Genomic DNA, 16,725 nt, shown 5'->3' on the forward strand with positions numbered 1-16,725 from the left:
CTGTAGGTCCCGATCAATGCCGGGACCTAATGGAGATAGTTTAAAAATGTGGCGTGAGATAGAGCAAGACGCTCAGGAGCCCGGTGTCCATGCATCATAGTCACCGGTCACACGTGGACGCTGACCTGTCGCATCCATGGAGCCCGTTGGCTTGTACGCGAATGGCGTCCCTGTAAGGTTCTCATGATGGGGCTTCTGCCACTCACGGGCTGCATAATTTTCCTTTGAAGGAGGCGTATCGGTCCGGTAATGCATCCAGCCGTGCCAACCCGGCGGAATAGCCGAGGCTTCGGCGTAACCCTTGTAGATGACCCAGCGACGAGGCAGACCAAAGGATGTCATGCCGCCTTCGTAATAAACATTGCCCAGTTCATCCTCGCCTACGCGCTTGCCGTTGCGCCACGTAAAGAAGCGTGTGCCAAGCGTCTGGCCATTCCACCAGGTGAAGATTTGAAGGAGAAGATTCTTCATAGTTTTCCAGCGTCCTCGCGAGAGACAAGGAATGTTTCCTTGCCTCGCTTATGCAATCTCGATCGGCGAATGTCCAGCCTTTAGGGGGTGGATAGGCGCTATTTGAAGTGCATTCTGAAGCCTGTGTAGTCTGGCGAAAAACCGGCCTTCTCGTAGAAGGCCCGGGTTCCGTCACGGTCGCTTCGGTGCCTGATTTGCACCAGTCGGCAACCGCGTCGTTTTGCCTCGCTTACGGCAAACTCCAGAAGCTTTGAACCGATCCCCTGCCCGCGTTTGTCTGAGCGCGTATGCAAGGCCTCGATCACGCCCGTCAAGCCACCCCGACCGCGCAGCGTTCTTAGAAATGCGAGCTGAAAGCTGGCAACGACTTCGCCCCCCTGCTTGGCGACGTAAAGCTGCTCGTTCAGCGACTGATCTATGACGTGAAAGGCGCGGACATAATCATCAAAGGCTTGCTCGTCACTGGTATCACCATGGCCGCCATGCTCATCCTCCTCAAAAAGCCGGATCAATTCGGAAAGATCACTTTCCCTGGCTCTTCTGATATGCAAGTCGCTGTCAGTCATGGCACTCCTCCCTTAGTGCGCGAGCGGCTTCTCCATGATGATCGCTTCAATACCACTATTGTCCTGACCGCAGTTCTTGGTGCGGTCAACTTCTGTGAAGCCTAGTCGCGTGTAGAAGGAAATTGCGCGTTCGTTCGCAACGTCAACTTCCAGGCGAAGAATTTCCGCATCCGGGAAACAGGTTTCCAACTCGGCAAAGAGATCCCGGCCGATTCCTTCGTTCTGGCAAGTCGGATGCACGTAGAGCTGATGCAGGACTGCGGTCTTTGTCATCGTAGGCGACATGGCGGCAAATCCCATGCCACCAATCCGCTTTCCGTTATCGGCAACCAGAAACTCGCCGTCTTTCAGGTTGATCCTCTTCAGGATCGCCTCTGCGCTATGCAAGCTAGTGACGAGTGATCCCACCTTCAGCGGACCATGGATGGGATCATAGGTCGCGTGCCATGTCTCCGCCAATAGCTTGCGCACCGGCTCTACATCTTTTGGGCCCGCTGTACGAATGAAAAACATGGAACAGCCCTCTCTCGGAGAAGCAAGGCCGAAGCCTTACTCCTCGATGCCCAGCTTTGCCTTTACCAGCGCCTGCACGGCCTGCGGGTTGGCCTTGCCACCGGTCGATTTCATAACCTGGCCCACGAACCAGCCGGCCAGCGTCGGCTTTGCCTTGACCTTGGCGACCTGATCGGGGTTTGCGGCGATGATATCATCAACGGCCTTTTCGATGGCGCCGGTATCGGTCACCTGCTTCATGCCGCGGCTTTCCACGATTTCCGCAGGATCGCCGCCTTCGTTGAAAACGATTTCGAACAGGTCCTTGGCGATCTTGCCGGAGATGGTCTCATCCTTGATGAGATCGATGATGCCACCAAGCTGGGCAGGAGAAACCGGAGTCTCTTCAATGCCTTTGCCAGCTTTGTTCAAGGCGCCCAGCAAGTCGTTGATAACCCAGTTCGCCGCCGTCTTGCCATCACGACCTTCAGCAACCGATTCAAAGTAATCGGCGATGGCCTTCTCGGAAACCAGCACGGAAGCGTCGTAAACCGACAAACCAAGTTCGCGCACAAAACGGGCCTTCTTGTCATCGGGCAATTCCGGTAGGTCGCTCTTCAGCGCCTCAACGAAAGCATCGTCAAACTCCAACGGCAACAGATCCGGATCCGGGAAGTAGCGGTAATCATGGGCATCTTCCTTGGAGCGCATGGACCGCGTTTCGCCCTTGCCCGGATCGAACAGGCGAGTTTCCTGGTCGATCGAGCCGCCGTCTTCCAGAATTGCAATCTGGCGGCGCGCTTCGTATTCAATCGCCTGGCCAATGAAACGGATAGAGTTGACGTTCTTGATTTCGCAACGTGTGCCAAAGGCTTCGCCTGGACGGCGTACGGAAACGTTCACGTCGGCGCGCATGGAGCCCTCGTCCATGTTGCCATCACAGGTGCCGAGATAGCGCACGATGGAGCGCAGTTTCGTCATGTAGGCCTTCGCCTCATCCGAAGAGCGCATGTCCGGCTTGGATACGATCTCCATCAGGGCAACGCCTGAACGATTCAGATCCACATAGGACATGGTCGGATGCTGGTCGTGCATGGATTTGCCGGCGTCCTGCTCAAGGTGCAGGCGCTCGATACCGATCTCGATGTCTTCGAAGTTGCCCTGACGATCCGGACCGAGCGAAATGATAATCTTGCCTTCGCCGACGATCGGATCCTTGAACTGAGAAATCTGGTAGCCCTGCGGCAGGTCCGGATAGAAATAGTTCTTGCGATCGAAAATCGAGCGGTTGTTGATCTGCGCCTTGAGGCCGAGACCTGTCCGCACGGCCTGCTTCACGCATTCCTCGTTGATGACCGGCAGCATGCCGGGCATCGCCGCATCGACCAGCGAGACGTTGGAATTCGGCGCCTTGCCGAACTCGGTGGAAGCGCCAGAGAACAGTTTGGACTGTGAAAGAACCTGCGCGTGAACTTCCATGCCGATGATGATCTCCCAATCACCCGTGGCACCGGGAATCAGACGTTTCGGATCAGGTGTGCGCGTATCGACAAGGGTCATCTCAAAGGCTCTTCATGCGGTCAAATGGGTGAATGTCAGGTAGAACAATTGGTGGAGCGGTGCAAGCTTTGAGGCCATGTACCTGGTCATTAGAGACTAAAACTCAACGCCGTAGCCCGCTGGTGCCACAGCAACCAGTTGCTTGGACATCCCAACGGATTGCACATCCTGATCAAGCTTCGGCGCATATGCAATCGACAGCCAGTTAACCCGATAGCCGTTCATTTCAAAGAAACTGACCGCATCCGTATTATGTGCATGCGTTTCCAGCTTGATTTCATGGAAACCATGCTGGCGGACTTCCTCCTCGACGGCTTGAAGGAGCTCTGAACCGAGACCTCGCCGCTGATGGTCTGGGTCGATCCAGAAATCGGTGATCTTTTCGTCGAGCGCTTCGCGGGATGCCCATCCTGCAGCGACACCGCCCTCCTCGATCACCGTAATCTTCACCCAGGAGGAACGAACGAAGTCTCCGAACGCACGTAATGCGTTTTCCAGCATTGCCTCGGTGCCGCCAATGGGCCCCATGGCCTGGGCCCAGGCTCTCAGACCTATGCCTGTCAGCGCGTCGATCTCGTTCTCACGGGCATTGCGAACATGGTGCATGAAAATCCCCGGAACGTCGCCACGATTAGATCATTGCCGGAAGGTGTTTCCAAGCCCGTCGAGGGGATTAGCCTGCGATATGGAGATCTTTGTTGAAAACTGGTCAACAAAAAAGGACCGGCACAATGGATGCGCCGGTCCTTCTGCAGTCAGATAGTGGGTGTGGAGAGTGTTACCACCACTTTGCTGGCGTGAACTTTCCGGCGGCCTGTTCGATCACATGCGCCGTCTTGAACAGGGTTTCTTCTTCAAACGGCTTGCCGATGATCTGGAGACCCAGCGGCAAACCCTTGTGATCGAGACCGGCTGGAACCGAGATACCAGGAAGGCCGGCCATGTTGAGCGTGACCGTGAAGACGTCCTGCAGATACATCTTGACCGGATCTGCAGCGAGTTCCTTGTCACCGATGGCAAAGGCGGAAGACGGCGTGATAGGCGCCAGGATAGCATCGACGCCCGCATGAAACGCCTCTTCGAAGTCACGCTTGATGAGAGTGCGGACCTTCTGAGCCTTCAGGTAGTAGGCATCGTAGTAGCCAGCAGACAGAACATAGGTTCCGATCATGATGCGGCGCTGAACTTCCTTGCCGAAGCCCGCAGCGCGGCTCTTCTCGTACATATCGGCAATGTCCTTGCCGTCAACGCGCAGGCCGTAGCGAACACCGTCATAGCGTGCCAAGTTGGACGACGCTTCCGCGGGCGCCACGATGTAGTAGGCCGGAAGCGCATATTTAGTGTGTGGCAGCGAAATTTCGACGACTTCAGCGCCAGCATCCTTCAGCCATTCCACACCCTGCTGCCACAGCTTTTCAATTTCCTCCGGCATGCCCTCGATACGATATTCCTTCGGAATGCCGATCTTCATACCCTTGACCGACTGACCAAGTGAAGCTTCGTAATCCGGAACCGGCAAATCGACAGAGGTCGTGTCCTTGGTATCGACGCTCGCCATGCTCTTCAGCAGGATTGCTGCGTCGCGCACATCGCGCGCAATCGGACCAGCCTGATCCAGCGACGAGGCATAGGCAACGATACCCCAGCGGGAGCAACGGCCATAGGTAGGCTTGATGCCGACCGTGCCAGTAAAGGCCGCAGGCTGCCGGATGGAGCCGCCTGTGTCGGTGGCAGTGGCACCGGCGCAGAGATGCGCCGCAACAGCAGCAGCGGAGCCGCCTGAAGAGCCGCCCGGCACCAGCTTTTCATCCGAACCCTTGGCCTTCCACGGGTTTACCGCCGGTCCGTAATAGGAGCTTTCGTTGGATGAACCCATCGCGAATTCATCCATGTTCAGCTTACCGAGCATCACGGCACCATCATTCCAGAGGTTCTGGGTGACGGTCGATTCGTACTTCGGCTTGAACCCATCGAGAATGTGGCTGCAGGCCTGCGTGTGGATATCACGCGTTGCGAACAGGTCCTTCACGCCAAGTGGGATACCCTCAAGAGCGCCGCCCTTTCCATCTGCCAGACGCGCATCCGACGCTTTCGCCATCTCGCGCGCCTTTTCGGGCGTTACGGTCACGTAGGCGTTCAGGGCACCGTTGGCAGCGTCGATGGCCGACAGGTAAGCGTCCGTCAATTCGACCGCTGTGATATCGCGGCCCTTCAGTTTAGCGCGTGCTTCGGAAATGGTAAGGTTGGTAAGTTCGGTCATCGTGATCTCGAATTTGGCTTAAGGCTGCGTTGAAGGTCGGTGCTGCGGAATGATCCGCGCTTACTCGACGACCTTCGGCACGAGGAAAAAGTTCTGATCTGAATTGGGGGCATTGGCCACGATATCGGCGGCCTTGTCACCATCCGTCACGGCATCGGCGCGTTTGCGCATAGTGATTGGAGTAACGGAGGTCATCGGATCGACCCCACTGACATCAACCTCGGAAAGCAGTTCAACAAATCCGAGGATACCATTCAATTCACCCGTCATCCGTTCCAGATCATCTTCGGAAACGGCAATGCGGGAAAGGCGCGCAACGCGCTTGACGGTAGCGATATCGACGGACATGGAACTTCTCCGGATGAATTTTCCTCCCGCTATAATGGCCATATCCGGCATTCGCAACGGTTTTGGCCTCAACTGGGACAGAGATCTGAGGGAAATCAGCGCGGTTCTCCTCCGAACCGCGCTGATTTCCGTAACGTCAGATGCTTAGCGTTACGCCAACCTTGGGCGTCTCTACTCTGGTCTTCAGGCCTTCCATGCCTTTCACGAACTTTTCCGGCGTCTGGTCAATGATGGGGAAAGACCCGTAGTGGCACGGAATGGCATGCTTGAAGTCAAAGAAGCGCTGGCAGGCGAGCGCTGCCACGGCACCGCCCATGGTGAACCGGTCGCCGATCGGCACGAGACCGATATCAGGCTGATGCAATTCGTTGATCAGACCCATATCGGTGAAGATATCCGTGTCGCCCATGTGCAGCAGCGAGGCCTCATCTTCGAAATGCAGCATCAGGCCATTGGCATTGCCGAGCGCATGAGAGACCCCGTCTTCCGTAATCTGGGCGGAGGAATGGAGGGCCTGCGTCAAGGTCGCGCTGAAGCTGCCGAAGCTGACGGTGCCGCCGGTATTGCCCATTTCGAGACGCTGGACACCCTTGGAACCCAGCCATGCGGCGAGATCGGCATTTGCCAGCACAACGGCGCCGGTTTCCTGTGCCAGAGCCACGGTATCCCCTACGTGATCTCCATGACCATGCGTCAGCAAAATGTGCGTGATGCCCGCAGCCGCTTCCTTCCGATCCTGGTCTGCAAAGGATGGGTTACCGCTGAAGAATGGATCGATCAAAATCTTCGCATGGGCGGTTTCGAGCCTGAAGGCCGAATGGCCAAGCCAGGTGATCTTCATGATAAATCTCCATTTTGCAGTTGGGATCAAAGGGTCCGGGTGTGGACCGCCAGTTAGGCGCAGGTTATTCAACGCCATGATACGCATCAACCGGACAGACGGATTTTATTTCCCTTGCCAACCCCATAGTAGACCTAGAGCATCCGCAATCAATTCAAGAGCATAAGCCGAGAGAAGGAAACCGCCGTGGCAACAATGACGATCGAAGAACTGGCTGCCAGCCTACTGCCGGGGCAACCGGTGGCCGGTCTTGATCTCGGCACGAAGACCATTGGCCTTGCGGTCTCGGATTTGGGTAGGCGATTCTCGTCACCTCGACCCGTGTTAAAGCGCTTGAAGTTTACAAAAGACGCGGAACTCTTGCTAGCCTGGGCGGACAAGGAAAAGGTGGCAGCCTTCATCATCGGACTGCCAATCAATATGGATGGCTCATCGGGCCCGCGTGTTCAGGCGACCAGAGCTTTCGTTCGCAGCATGAGTGACAAGACGGAAATACCGTTCGTTTTCTGGGACGAACGTTTATCCACCGTGGCCGCAGAGCGAGCGCTTCTGGAAATGGATGTGTCCAGGGCAAAGCGCGCTGAACGGATCGATTCGGCGGCCGCGAGCTTTATTCTTCAAGGCGCCTTGGATAGGCTTGCATCCTTGGCAAGGGCTGCATCGGGAGATGACGCATAGCGCCTGATCCACCAGGCGTGAATCTGTTTGCGACGACGGAATGCCAGAATTGCGATAACGATCAGGCTGTCCACTGCAACGGCACGGACAACCAGCATGGGAAGAAGCGCCGGATCAATTCCCAAAATCTGTCCATAGATCTGAAAGACGAGATCGTGGGTGTCGCGGGTCAGCATGAAGAACCCGAAACTGATGTTGTAGTAGGATAGCCAGTACCAGGCCCCCAGGAATGCGACCGGGCCAGCCCAGAGGATGAGAAACCACTTCATGCGGCGTTTCCTTCCACAATTAGCCAGCGCGTTGAACCCGGCCAAGGTGCCGACAGAACCGCCCAGCGCAGAAACGCCATGACGCTCAGCACGATGGCAGGAAACGTCAGATCAACCGCCCAACTCGCAAAGAAGCAAAGAGCCAGACACAGTAATCCGTATTGATAGCATTGGTTGCCAGACACAGCCTTACCACGCAGCGATGGTTAACAAATCGTTAACCTCAACCTAGTGCGCGGGGTCCAAAGCGCAACGAGAACCACTCAATATGGTTAACGTCGGGCGCCGACCTGTGGATGACTGCCCTGGAAACTCAGCTGGCGGCGGGATACAGAAGGTCGACGATGTAGGAGGCATCGAAGCGGGAATCGAGCATTCCATAGGTAGCTCGCCACCCTCCGGCCAGACGGGTTTCCACGAAGGCGTCTGCGATCTTGCCGGCACCCAGCCGAAACAGCTCCGCAGCCGCCGCTGCCAACGCAAGTTGCTCGACCAGAAGTCTTGCCGCGCCCTCGTCCCGTTCCGCCAGGGCCATGGCGGCGCGCAGCACGTCCGTCGTCTTTCGTCCACTTGGACCCAGATCCCGCTCGATGCCCGACAGAACCGAATCGAACAGATCACGGCCTCTGCTCAACACGCGCAGCACATCCAGCGCCATGACATTGCCTGAGCCTTCCCAGATCGCATTGACCGGAGCCTCGCGATAGTGACGGGCAAGCGGACGCTCCTCCACGTAGCCATTGCCACCAAGGCATTCCATCGCTTCGTAGATCAGCGGAGGCGCGATCTTGCAGCACCAGTATTTGATGACGGGCGTCATGACGCGGGCAAAGGCTGCATCGGCGGGATTGCTACCGGCCTTGTCGAAGGCTTCTGCCAGACGATAGGCAAGCGCCGTCGCGGCTGCGACGTCCAGCGCCATATCCGCAAGAACCCGCGTCATCAGGGGCTGATCAATCAGGTTTTTGCCAAAGGCGCTGCGACCGCGGCAATGATGTACCGCCTCTGCCAACGAGGCCCGCATGATGCCAGCTGACGCAAGAGCACAATCCAACCGCGTGAGCGTTACCATGTCGAGGATGGTTCGTACTCCACCGCCCGCTTCGCCCAGCAGGTAGCCGAACGCATCCTGAAACTCGACCTCGGAAGAGGCATTGGAGCGGTTACCCAGCTTATCCTTCAGCCTCTGGAATTGAAGCCCGTTTGCCGTACCATCTTCCAGGAGGCGCGGAACCAGAAAACAGCCGATCCCCTCATTGGTCTTGGCAAGCATCACGAAGGCGTCGCTCATAGGCGCGGACATGAACCACTTGTGACCGGACAGGCGGTAGACACCCTCACCCACGCGTTCGGCCACCGAACGGTTGGCGCGCACATCCGTACCCCCCTGCTTCTCCGTCATGCCCATACCAACGGTGATGGCCGTCTTCTGCTGTGCCGGACGATTGGACGAATCATATTTCCGCGACAGGATGCGCGGCGCCCATTCCTTCTGGACACGAGGCGAAGCCATCATCGCCGCAACGGAAGCGCTGGTCATCGTCAGCGGACACAAATGGCCGCATTCCAGCTGGGAGGTCAGATAGAACCGGGCAGCACGGGCGCGGTGCTGGTTGTTGCGCGATTCGGCGATGTTCTCCCACAAGGAGGAATGCAGACCGCTGCCCATCGAGCGTCGCATCATGGCATGCCAGGCAGGATGGAACTCCACCGTATCCAGCCGTTCGCCTCGCGGACCGTGGGTCTTCAGCTTTGGCGGATTTTCATTCGCCATCCGCGCAAGTTCCTGCGCTTCGGGAGACGTTACATAGCGGCCCAGCGCATCGAACTCCTCGCGGATTGCGCGGTGCAATCCCGCCGTCAGATCCACGATCAACGGGTCTGTGCGATAGGCATTGATACCGGACCAGAGGCTTGGCTGGTTCAGGTCGGTGAGATTGTCTTCGGTCCGGTTCATCTGATTCATGAGCTGCTCTTAAACGAAAGCTGGGCAAATTGCATGGGGATCAAGAAAACTCGATGCAGCACACGCTTGCCCGCTCGCCTCGCTGTCTCTATAGACCGCGTAAACAAGCGGAGGACGTAATCGTGGTCTTCTTTCCCCACCGCCATCTCCTCGGGATCAAGGGCCTGACCGAGCAGGACATTACATTCCTTCTCGACAAAGCCGACGAGGCGGTCAAGATCAGCCGTCAAAGAGAGAAGAAAACTTCGACTCTTCGCGGGCTCACCCAGATCAATCTTTTCTTCGAGGCTTCGACACGCACGCAAAGCTCCTTCGAGCTGGCCGGAAAGCGTCTGGGCGCAGATGTCATGAACATGTCCGTCGGCAACTCTTCGGTCAAGAAGGGCGAAACGCTGATCGATACGGCCATGACGCTGAACGCCATGCGGCCTGATGTCTTGGTGGTTCGGCATTCGTCCGCGGGTGCCGCTGCCCTTCTGGCGCAGAAAGTGGCGTGCTCGGTCGTCAACGCCGGTGACGGTCAACACGAGCACCCGACGCAGGCACTTTTGGATGCGCTGACAATCCGTCGCGCCAAGGGCAAGCTGTCCCGCATCATCGTCGCGATCTGCGGCGATGTTCTGCACTCGCGCGTTGCCCGCTCCAACATTCTTTTGCTGAATGCCATGGGCGCACGGGTTCGCGTGGTCGCGCCGTCCACTCTGCTACCATCGGGCATTTCGCAAATGGGCGTGGAAGTCTTTCATTCCATGGAAGAAGGCCTGAAGGATGCAGATGTCGTGATGATGCTGCGTCTTCAGCGCGAGCGCATGTCCGGTTCGTTCGTCCCGTCTGTCCGCGAATATTTCCATTTCTACGGTCTGGACGCCGAGAAACTGAAAGCGGCCAAGGAGGATGCGCTCGTCATGCATCCGGGGCCGATGAATCGCGGTGTGGAAATTGCGTCGGAAGTCGCCGATGGTCCGCAGAGTGTGATTGAAAGCCAGGTCGAAATGGGCGTTGCCGTCCGTATGGCTGTGATGGAGACCTTGCTGATTTCCCAGAACCAGGGGCCGAGAAGCGAAGGAGTAGGCGCATGAAGCCGCTTGTTCTGAAGAACGTGCGTATCATCGATCCTTCCCGGCATCTGGACGAGGTCGGCACGATCATCATCGGTGACGACGGTCGTATTCTTGCATCTGGCGCAGACGCGCTCAATCAGGGATATCCCGAAGGTGCCGAGATACGCGATGCCAAGGGTCTCGTTGCGGCGCCGGGCCTCGTTGACGCACGGGTCTTTGTTGGCGAACCGGGTGCGGAACATCGGGAGACTATCTTCTCCGCCAGCCGTGCCGCCGCTGCAGGCGGTGTAACGAGCTTCATCATGATGCCGGATACGGACCCGGTCCTTGACGATATCGCTCTTATCGAATTCGTTCTCAAGACAGCTCGCGACAAAGCTCTCGTCAACATTCACCCAGCTGCAGCTTTGACGCGCGGGTTAAAGGGCGAGGAGATGACCGAGATCGGCCTGTTGAAGCAGGCGGGCGCCGTCAGTTTTACCCAGGGCCGTCATGGATTGGCTGATACGCAGGTTTTGCGACGCGCGATGACCTATGCGCGCGAGTTCGGGGCCGTGATTTCGCTCGAAGCCCGCGATCCCTACCTCGCCGTCAACGGGGTCATGAACGAAGGGCTTTTCGCCAGCTGGCTCGGTCTTGCAGGCGCCCCGCGCGAGGCAGAACTCATTCCGCTCGAGCGTGACCTGCGGATCGCCGCCCTCACCAAGGCCGCCTATCATGCAGCTAAGATCTCGGTGCCGGAATCGGTTGAAGCGATCCGTGTTGCACGCAATCGAGGTGCGAACGCAACCTGCGCCGTGTCGATCAATCACCTGTCGCTGAATGAAAACGACATCGGAGAATACCGGACCTTCTTCAAGCTTTCGCCGCCACTGCGCACGGAAGACGACCGTCAGGCCATGGTCGATGATCTGGCGAATGGAACGATTGATATCATCGTCTCTTCGCATGATCCGCAGGACGTCGACACGAAACGTCTTCCCTTCGGTGACGCAGCGGATGGTGCCATCGGGCTTGAAACCATGCTGGCGGCCGCCTTGCGGCTCCACCACTCCGGTCAGGTTTCGCTGATGCGCCTCATCGACGCCATGTCGACAAGGCCAGCGCAGATCTTTGGGCTCGACGCTGGAACGCTTAAACCGGGCGCAAAGGCAGATATTGCCTTGATCGACATTGATGAACCATGGATTGTGACGAAGGATACCATCCAGTCCCGCTCCAAGAACACGCCCTTCGAGGATGCGCGTTTTAGCGGACGGGCTGTCTCGACTTATGTCGCTGGCCGTCTGGTACACTCGCTGTAAGGAAATTGAGCATGGCAGAGCTGTTTAACTGGCAAATCACGCTTCCCATCGCGCTGGCCGCACTTGCCTTTGGCTATCTGCTGGGCTCGATCCCTTTTGGCCTCCTCCTGACCAAGGCGGCAGGTCTCGGCGACATCCGCTCCATCGGTTCAGGCAATATCGGCGCTACAAACGTCTTGCGCACCGGCAACAGGAAGCTGGCTGCCGCCACGCTTTTGCTTGATGCATTGAAGGCTACTGTCGCTGCCATTCTGGCTGCAGCGCTCTGGGGTCAGGAAGCCGGACTGCTGGGTGGCTTTGCGGCTTTCCTCGGCCATCTGTTTCCAGTCTGGCTTGGCTTCAAGGGTGGAAAAGGTGTTGCAACCTATATTGGCACGCTGTTGGGTATTGCACCGGCTATGGTTCTGGTATTTGCATTCCTGTGGCTGACGGTTGCAAAACTCAGCAAATATTCATCTCTATCGGCGCTTGTCGCCACACTTCTTATTCCCGTCGTGCTCTGGCTCATCGGGGAACCAAAAATTGCATTGGTCATGGCAATCATGACCCTGATTACATATTGGAAGCATAAGGCCAACATCGAGCGTCTGATCAACGGAACAGAAAGCAAGATCGGCCAGAAGGGATAAGTTCCTCTGTGTCCTCCGGCAAAGAAAATCGGAGGGGGGTTGCACTCACAGACGCCCAGCGGATCGCCTGGCTCAGGCTGATTCGCAGCGACAACGTGGGTCCTGCAACCTTCCGTGACCTCATCAATCACTTCGGCTCCGCCGACGCGGCTCTGGCCGCGATACCTGAAATGTCGCGCCGGGGTGGCGCGGCGCGTGCCATCCGCGTGGCAACCGTTCAGCAGGCGGAGCAGGAACTGGAGATTGCTGCTCGTTTCAATGCCAGACTGGTCGGCATTGGAGAGCCGGACTACCCATTTGCGCTTCGTCAGATTGACGCCGCCCCGCCCCTTTTGGCTATGAAGGGTGACTTTGCCGCAGCCAACCGACCGTCGGTCGGCATTGTCGGATCACGCAACGCCTCGATCAGCGGAGCCAAAATCGCCGCCATGATCGCACGCGACTGCGGTCGTGCCGGCTACACGATCACCTCGGGTCTCGCGCGCGGCATCGATACGGCGGCCCATCGGGCAAGCCTGGATACGGGAACCATTGCTGTGCTGGCGGGCGGCCTTGATCAACCCTACCCGCCCGAAAACATTCCACTGCTGGCGGACATCACGGATGGCGTTGGACTCTGCGTCAGCGAGATGCCGTTTGGATGGGAGCCACGCGCCCGCGATTTTCCGCGCCGCAACCGGCTCATCGCAGGGATATCTCTTGGGGTGGTCGTCGTGGAAGCAGCCCAGCGTTCCGGGTCTCTGATCACAGCGCGGCTGGCGGGCGACTTCGGACGTCTGGTCTTTGCGGTGCCCGGCTCTCCGCTCGATCCGAGATGCCATGGCACCAACGATCTTCTGAAGAATGGCGGCATTGTCACCACCTCATCGCAGGACGTGCTGGAGGCGCTGGCCCCCATCTCGCAACTGGACCTTTTCACCGGTTCTACCATTGCGGAACCAGGCGAAGATGGAGCGTCGCCGTTGATGCAACCTCTTGATGATAGTGATCGCATGCGGATCACCAATGCTCTTGGCCCCACACCTGTCGAAATCGACGACATCATACGCCATACAGACATCCCAGCAGCAACGGTTTACCTCGTGCTGCTGGAACTTGATCTAGCTGGACGGCTTCACCGGCATCCGGGCGGTCTAGTTTCTCTCCTGATGCAGAACTGACCGCGGGCGTCGACCTGACAACATATCGCCGGACTCGACATACGCCATTTCAAGGAGATAGCAGAGCATATCTGCATTCTCCTTATGGGCTACCTGCCGCAATTGACCCAGCATGTGCCGAACATAGGCGATGTTGGATCGCCACTCCTCATTATTGATTTGCTTTGAAGATGGTTCAACCATCTTGTCCTCGCTAAAATAACTTAAAATAATGCACGCGCAGGGTGTGCACTCCCGGGTGCGCTCGCAATGTGACATTTCTCATCTAAGATTGCAATAAATCATTAATCTCCTTATAGTTGTACTTACGCGAAAGGCAAAAATGCATCCTCCCTCTTGACCGCAGACAAAACGCCCTCCATGTCGGGAGGTCAGTTTCAAGCCGAAGCGCCATTTTTTCGCTTTGTCGCACCTCTCAGAGAAAAAATTATGAATGTCGTCGTCGTAGAATCCCCCGCCAAGGCCAAGACAATCAACAAATATCTTGGATCCGGCTTCAAGGTTCTCGCTTCCTTTGGTCACGTCCGAGACTTGCCAGCGAAAGACGGCTCTGTCCTGCCCGATCAGGATTTTGAGATGTCTTGGGAAGTCGACAGTGCATCTGCCAAGCGCATGAAAGATATTGCGGACGCCGTCAAAGGCTCCGACGGACTTTTTCTTGCGACCGACCCGGATCGCGAAGGTGAGGCCATTTCCTGGCATGTCCTTGATCTTCTCAAGAAGAAGAAGGTCATTGGCGACAAGCCAGTCAAGCGTGTGGTTTTCAATGCCATCACGAAAAAGGCCGTACTTGATGCAATGGCAAACCCACGCGATATCGACATATCGCTGGTGGATGCCTACCTGGCTCGTCGTGCGCTGGACTATCTGGTTGGTTTCAATCTCTCCCCGGTTCTGTGGCGCAAGCTTCCGGGTGCTCGCTCGGCCGGCCGTGTGCAATCAGTTGCATTGCGCCTTGTTTGCGATCGCGAAAATGAAATCGAGCGTTTTATCCCGGAAGAATACTGGAACATTTCCGCGCTTCTGAAGACGCCGCGGGGCGATGAATTCGAAGCCAAGCTTGTTTCTGCTGATGGAAAGCGGATTCAGAGCAAGGGCGTCAAGAACGGCGAGGATGCTGGCCGTCTGAAGGCGCTCCTGGAAGGCGCTGCCTATTCGGTCGAATCGGTCGAGGCAAAGCCGGTCAAGCGTAATCCAGGTCCGCCATTCACCACATCCACTCTCCAGCAGGCCGCCTCCTCGAATCTCGGTTTTTCGGCTTCACGCACCATGCAGGTCGCACAGAAGCTCTACGAAGGTGTGGACATTGGCGGCGAAACAGTCGGCCTGATCACATATATGCGTACAGACGGCGTGCAGATGGCGCCGGAGGCGATAGATGCGGCCCGTCGTGCAATCGGTGATCAGTTCGGTGAGCGTTACCTGCCCGAAAAGGCGCGCTTCTATTCCACGAAGGCAAAAAATGCGCAGGAAGCGCACGAAGCCATTCGTCCAACCGATTTCAATCGCTCTCCGGATAAGGTCCGTAAGTTCCTCGATGGCGACCAGCTTCGTCTCTACGAACTCGTCTGGAAGCGCGGGATAGCCAGCCAGATGGCTTCCGCCGAAATGGAGCGTACGACGGTCGAAATCACCGCAGCAAACGGCTCCGATCGTGCAGGGTTGCGCGCTGTCGGCTCTGTCGTTCGCTTCGACGGATTTCTTGCTGCTTATATGGATCATCGTGAAGACGGCGATACCGGAGAGGACGACGAAGATGGTCGCCTGCCCGAAATCAATGCGCGCGAGAAACTGGACAAATCCAAAGTCAATTCAAGCCAGCACTTTACGGAGCCACCGCCACGCTACTCGGAAGCTTCTCTGATCAAGAAGATGGAAGAGTTGGGCATCGGGCGTCCTTCGACCTATGCCGCAACGCTGAAGACGCTGAGTGACCGCGAATATATTGTCATCGAGAAACGCAAGTTGATCCCTCATTCCAAGGGTCGGCTCGTCACCGCCTTCCTTGAGAACTTCTTCACGAAGTATGTGGAATACGATTTTACAGCCGATCTGGAAGAGAAACTCGACAAGATTTCAGCTGGCGAACTGAACTGGAAGCAGGTGCTCCGGGAGTTCTGGGAGGCCTTCTTCGCCCAGATCGAGGACACCAAGGAGCTTCGCGTTACCAATGTTCTGGATGCGCTGAACGAAGCTCTCGCTCCGCTCGTTTTCCCGAAGCGGGAAGACGGCAGCGATCCGCGCATCTGCCAGGTCTGTGGGACGGGCAACCTGTCCCTTAAGCTCGGGAAATACGGGGCATTCGTCGGATGCTCCAACTATCCCGAATGCAACTACACCCGTCAGCTGTCCTCCGACGGGGCTGAAACGGAAGCTGCGGCCCTCAACGAGCCGAAGGCGCTTGGCCAGGATCCGATGACCGGCGAGGAACTGACACTACGGTCCGGTCGTTTCGGACCTTATATTCAGCGCGGAGACGGCAAAGACGCGAAGCGGTCTTCGCTGCCACGTGGTTGGAAGCCGGAAGACATCGATCACGAGAAGGCTCTGGCCCTTATCAATCTTCCGCGGGATGTGGGCCAGCACCCAGAGAGCGGCAAGATGATTTCTGCGGGTCTCGGACGCTACGGACCTTTCCTGCTGCATGATGGCACCTATGCCAACCTTGAAAGCATTGAGGATGTGTTCAGCATAGGTCTGAACCGCGCCGTCACTGTCCTCGCAGAAAAGCAGAGCAAGGGCGCCGGGCGTGCTCGGACTGCCGTCGCCGCCCTCAAAGAGCTTGGCGATCATCCGAGCGGCGGAGCCATGACGGTTCGGGAGGGACGCTACGGTCCATATGTCAATTGGGGCAAGGTCAATGCCACACTGCCGAAGGGCAAGGATCCGCAAAGTGTGACCGTTGAAGAGGCGCTCGCGCTTCTGACCGAAAAGGCTGGCAAGGCACCGGCCGCAAAGGGCAAGGCTGCAAAATCTACCAAAGCAACCAAAGCAGAAGCCGCTGACGCCAAGCCGAAAAAGACGGCAACCAAGGCAAAATCTGCCGCCAAGCCGAAGGCGGCCACGAAAACAAAGAAGACGGACACGTGAGCAAGAGACCGCGCGAAGACAAAAAACCCG

16 protein-coding genes are annotated in these 16,725 nt (G+C 57.2%); 6 read left to right on the top strand and 10 right to left on the bottom strand.

Annotated elements, in window-relative coordinates:
* Nucleotides 1-72: 72 nt before the first annotated feature.
* The 8 genes from E8M78_RS10910 to E8M78_RS10945 form a co-directional block, all read right to left on the bottom strand.
* Complete coding sequence (locus E8M78_RS10910; protein ID WP_062552588.1) at nt 73-471, bottom strand: NADH:ubiquinone oxidoreductase subunit NDUFA12; 399 nt, start codon at nt 469-471, stop codon at nt 73-75.
* Between the two features lie 98 nt (nt 472-569).
* Nucleotides 570-1,037: a GNAT family N-acetyltransferase gene (locus tag E8M78_RS10915; protein ID WP_137135087.1), complete on the bottom strand. Its 468-nt coding sequence runs from the start codon at nt 1,035-1,037 to the stop codon at nt 570-572.
* Between the two features lie 12 nt (nt 1,038-1,049).
* On the bottom strand, nt 1,050-1,550 hold the full coding sequence (locus tag E8M78_RS10920; protein WP_137135088.1) for a GNAT family N-acetyltransferase: 501 nt from the start codon (nt 1,548-1,550) through the stop codon (nt 1,050-1,052).
* A 36-nt stretch (nt 1,551-1,586) separates the two neighbouring features.
* Nucleotides 1,587-3,089 (bottom strand): Asp-tRNA(Asn)/Glu-tRNA(Gln) amidotransferase subunit GatB, encoded by a 1,503-nt coding sequence (gene gatB / locus E8M78_RS10925; RefSeq protein ID WP_062552591.1) that lies wholly within the window; start codon nt 3,087-3,089, stop codon nt 1,587-1,589.
* 96 nt (nt 3,090-3,185) lie between these two features.
* Complete coding sequence (locus E8M78_RS10930) at nt 3,186-3,695, bottom strand: GNAT family N-acetyltransferase (RefSeq protein WP_137135089.1); 510 nt, start codon at nt 3,693-3,695, stop codon at nt 3,186-3,188.
* Nucleotides 3,696-3,867: 172 nt separating this feature from the next.
* Nucleotides 3,868-5,349: an Asp-tRNA(Asn)/Glu-tRNA(Gln) amidotransferase subunit GatA gene (gene gatA / locus E8M78_RS10935; protein ID WP_137135090.1), complete on the bottom strand. Its 1,482-nt coding sequence runs from the start codon at nt 5,347-5,349 to the stop codon at nt 3,868-3,870.
* Nucleotides 5,350-5,409: 60 nt separating this feature from the next.
* Nucleotides 5,410-5,697, bottom strand: a complete 288-nt coding sequence (gatC, locus tag E8M78_RS10940; protein WP_137135091.1) for an Asp-tRNA(Asn)/Glu-tRNA(Gln) amidotransferase subunit GatC — start codon at nt 5,695-5,697, stop codon at nt 5,410-5,412.
* A 136-nt stretch (nt 5,698-5,833) separates the two neighbouring features.
* Nucleotides 5,834-6,538 (bottom strand): metal-dependent hydrolase, encoded by a 705-nt coding sequence (locus E8M78_RS10945; protein WP_137135092.1) that lies wholly within the window; start codon nt 6,536-6,538, stop codon nt 5,834-5,836.
* A gap of 186 nt (nt 6,539-6,724) precedes the next feature.
* Here E8M78_RS10945 and ruvX point away from each other — a divergent pair, with 186 nt between their 5' ends.
* Nucleotides 6,725-7,216: a Holliday junction resolvase RuvX gene (ruvX, locus tag E8M78_RS10950; RefSeq protein ID WP_137135093.1), complete on the top strand. Its 492-nt coding sequence runs from the start codon at nt 6,725-6,727 to the stop codon at nt 7,214-7,216.
* On the opposite strand, the gene E8M78_RS10955 is transcribed toward ruvX, so the two are convergent.
* Together E8M78_RS10955 and E8M78_RS10965 are read right to left on the bottom strand one after the other, a co-directional pair.
* Complete coding sequence (locus E8M78_RS10955; RefSeq protein ID WP_137135094.1) at nt 7,156-7,485, bottom strand: DUF6105 family protein; 330 nt, start codon at nt 7,483-7,485, stop codon at nt 7,156-7,158. The two genes, ruvX and E8M78_RS10955, sit on opposite strands and share 61 nt — an antisense overlap.
* Nucleotides 7,486-7,798: 313 nt before the next feature.
* Nucleotides 7,799-9,451: an acyl-CoA dehydrogenase family protein gene (locus E8M78_RS10965; protein WP_137135096.1), complete on the bottom strand. Its 1,653-nt coding sequence runs from the start codon at nt 9,449-9,451 to the stop codon at nt 7,799-7,801.
* 122 nt (nt 9,452-9,573) lie between these two features.
* Between E8M78_RS10965 and E8M78_RS10970 the strand changes: the two genes are divergently transcribed.
* The 5 genes from E8M78_RS10970 to topA all read left to right on the top strand — a co-directional run bounded on the left by E8M78_RS10970 (nt 9,574) and on the right by topA (nt 16,695).
* Entirely contained in the window at nt 9,574-10,530 is a 957-nt protein-coding gene (locus E8M78_RS10970; RefSeq protein ID WP_137135097.1) for an aspartate carbamoyltransferase catalytic subunit, read from the top strand.
* A complete protein-coding gene (locus tag E8M78_RS10975) occupies nt 10,527-11,816 on the top strand; it encodes a dihydroorotase (RefSeq protein WP_137135098.1) in 1,290 nt (429 codons plus the stop codon). Before E8M78_RS10970 ends, E8M78_RS10975 begins: the two co-directional genes overlap by 4 nt.
* A gap of 11 nt (nt 11,817-11,827) precedes the next feature.
* Nucleotides 11,828-12,445 carry a glycerol-3-phosphate 1-O-acyltransferase PlsY gene (plsY, locus tag E8M78_RS10980; protein ID WP_137135099.1) on the top strand — a complete coding sequence of 206 codons (618 nt, stop codon included), beginning with the start codon at nt 11,828-11,830 and terminating at the stop codon, nt 12,443-12,445.
* Nucleotides 12,442-13,605 carry a DNA-processing protein DprA gene (dprA, locus tag E8M78_RS10985; protein WP_246658328.1) on the top strand — a complete coding sequence of 388 codons (1,164 nt, stop codon included), beginning with the start codon at nt 12,442-12,444 and terminating at the stop codon, nt 13,603-13,605. The genes plsY and dprA overlap by 4 nt, the downstream gene beginning before the upstream one ends.
* 429 nt (nt 13,606-14,034) lie before the next feature.
* Complete coding sequence (gene topA, locus E8M78_RS10995) at nt 14,035-16,695, top strand: type I DNA topoisomerase (RefSeq protein ID WP_137135102.1); 2,661 nt, start codon at nt 14,035-14,037, stop codon at nt 16,693-16,695.
* The last annotated feature ends 30 nt before the right edge of the window (nt 16,696-16,725 follow it).

This window comes from Rhizobium sp. FKY42, assembly GCF_005222835.1.
Taxonomy (GTDB): domain Bacteria; phylum Pseudomonadota; class Alphaproteobacteria; order Rhizobiales; family Rhizobiaceae; genus Neorhizobium.

Coding starts and splice junctions, on each gene's coding strand:
- E8M78_RS10915 (WP_137135087.1), bottom strand. CDS start 1,037: ATGACTGACAGCGACTTGCATATCAGAAGAGCCAGGGAAAGTGATCTT.
- E8M78_RS10975 (WP_137135098.1), top strand. CDS start 10,527: ATGAAGCCGCTTGTTCTGAAGAACGTGCGTATCATCGATCCTTCCCGG.
- E8M78_RS10945 (WP_137135092.1), bottom strand. CDS start 6,538: ATGAAGATCACCTGGCTTGGCCATTCGGCCTTCAGGCTCGAAACCGCC.
- E8M78_RS10930 (WP_137135089.1), bottom strand. CDS start 3,695: ATGCACCATGTTCGCAATGCCCGTGAGAACGAGATCGACGCGCTGACA.
- gatC (WP_137135091.1), bottom strand. CDS start 5,697: ATGTCCGTCGATATCGCTACCGTCAAGCGCGTTGCGCGCCTTTCCCGC.
- E8M78_RS10910 (WP_062552588.1), bottom strand. CDS start 471: ATGAAGAATCTTCTCCTTCAAATCTTCACCTGGTGGAATGGCCAGACG.
- E8M78_RS10965 (WP_137135096.1), bottom strand. CDS start 9,451: ATGAATCAGATGAACCGGACCGAAGACAATCTCACCGACCTGAACCAG.
- E8M78_RS10955 (WP_137135094.1), bottom strand. CDS start 7,485: ATGAAGTGGTTTCTCATCCTCTGGGCTGGCCCGGTCGCATTCCTGGGG.
- topA (WP_137135102.1), top strand. CDS start 14,035: ATGAATGTCGTCGTCGTAGAATCCCCCGCCAAGGCCAAGACAATCAAC.
- gatA (WP_137135090.1), bottom strand. CDS start 5,349: ATGACCGAACTTACCAACCTTACCATTTCCGAAGCACGCGCTAAACTG.
- E8M78_RS10920 (WP_137135088.1), bottom strand. CDS start 1,550: ATGTTTTTCATTCGTACAGCGGGCCCAAAAGATGTAGAGCCGGTGCGC.
- gatB (WP_062552591.1), bottom strand. CDS start 3,089: ATGACCCTTGTCGATACGCGCACACCTGATCCGAAACGTCTGATTCCC.
- plsY (WP_137135099.1), top strand. CDS start 11,828: ATGGCAGAGCTGTTTAACTGGCAAATCACGCTTCCCATCGCGCTGGCC.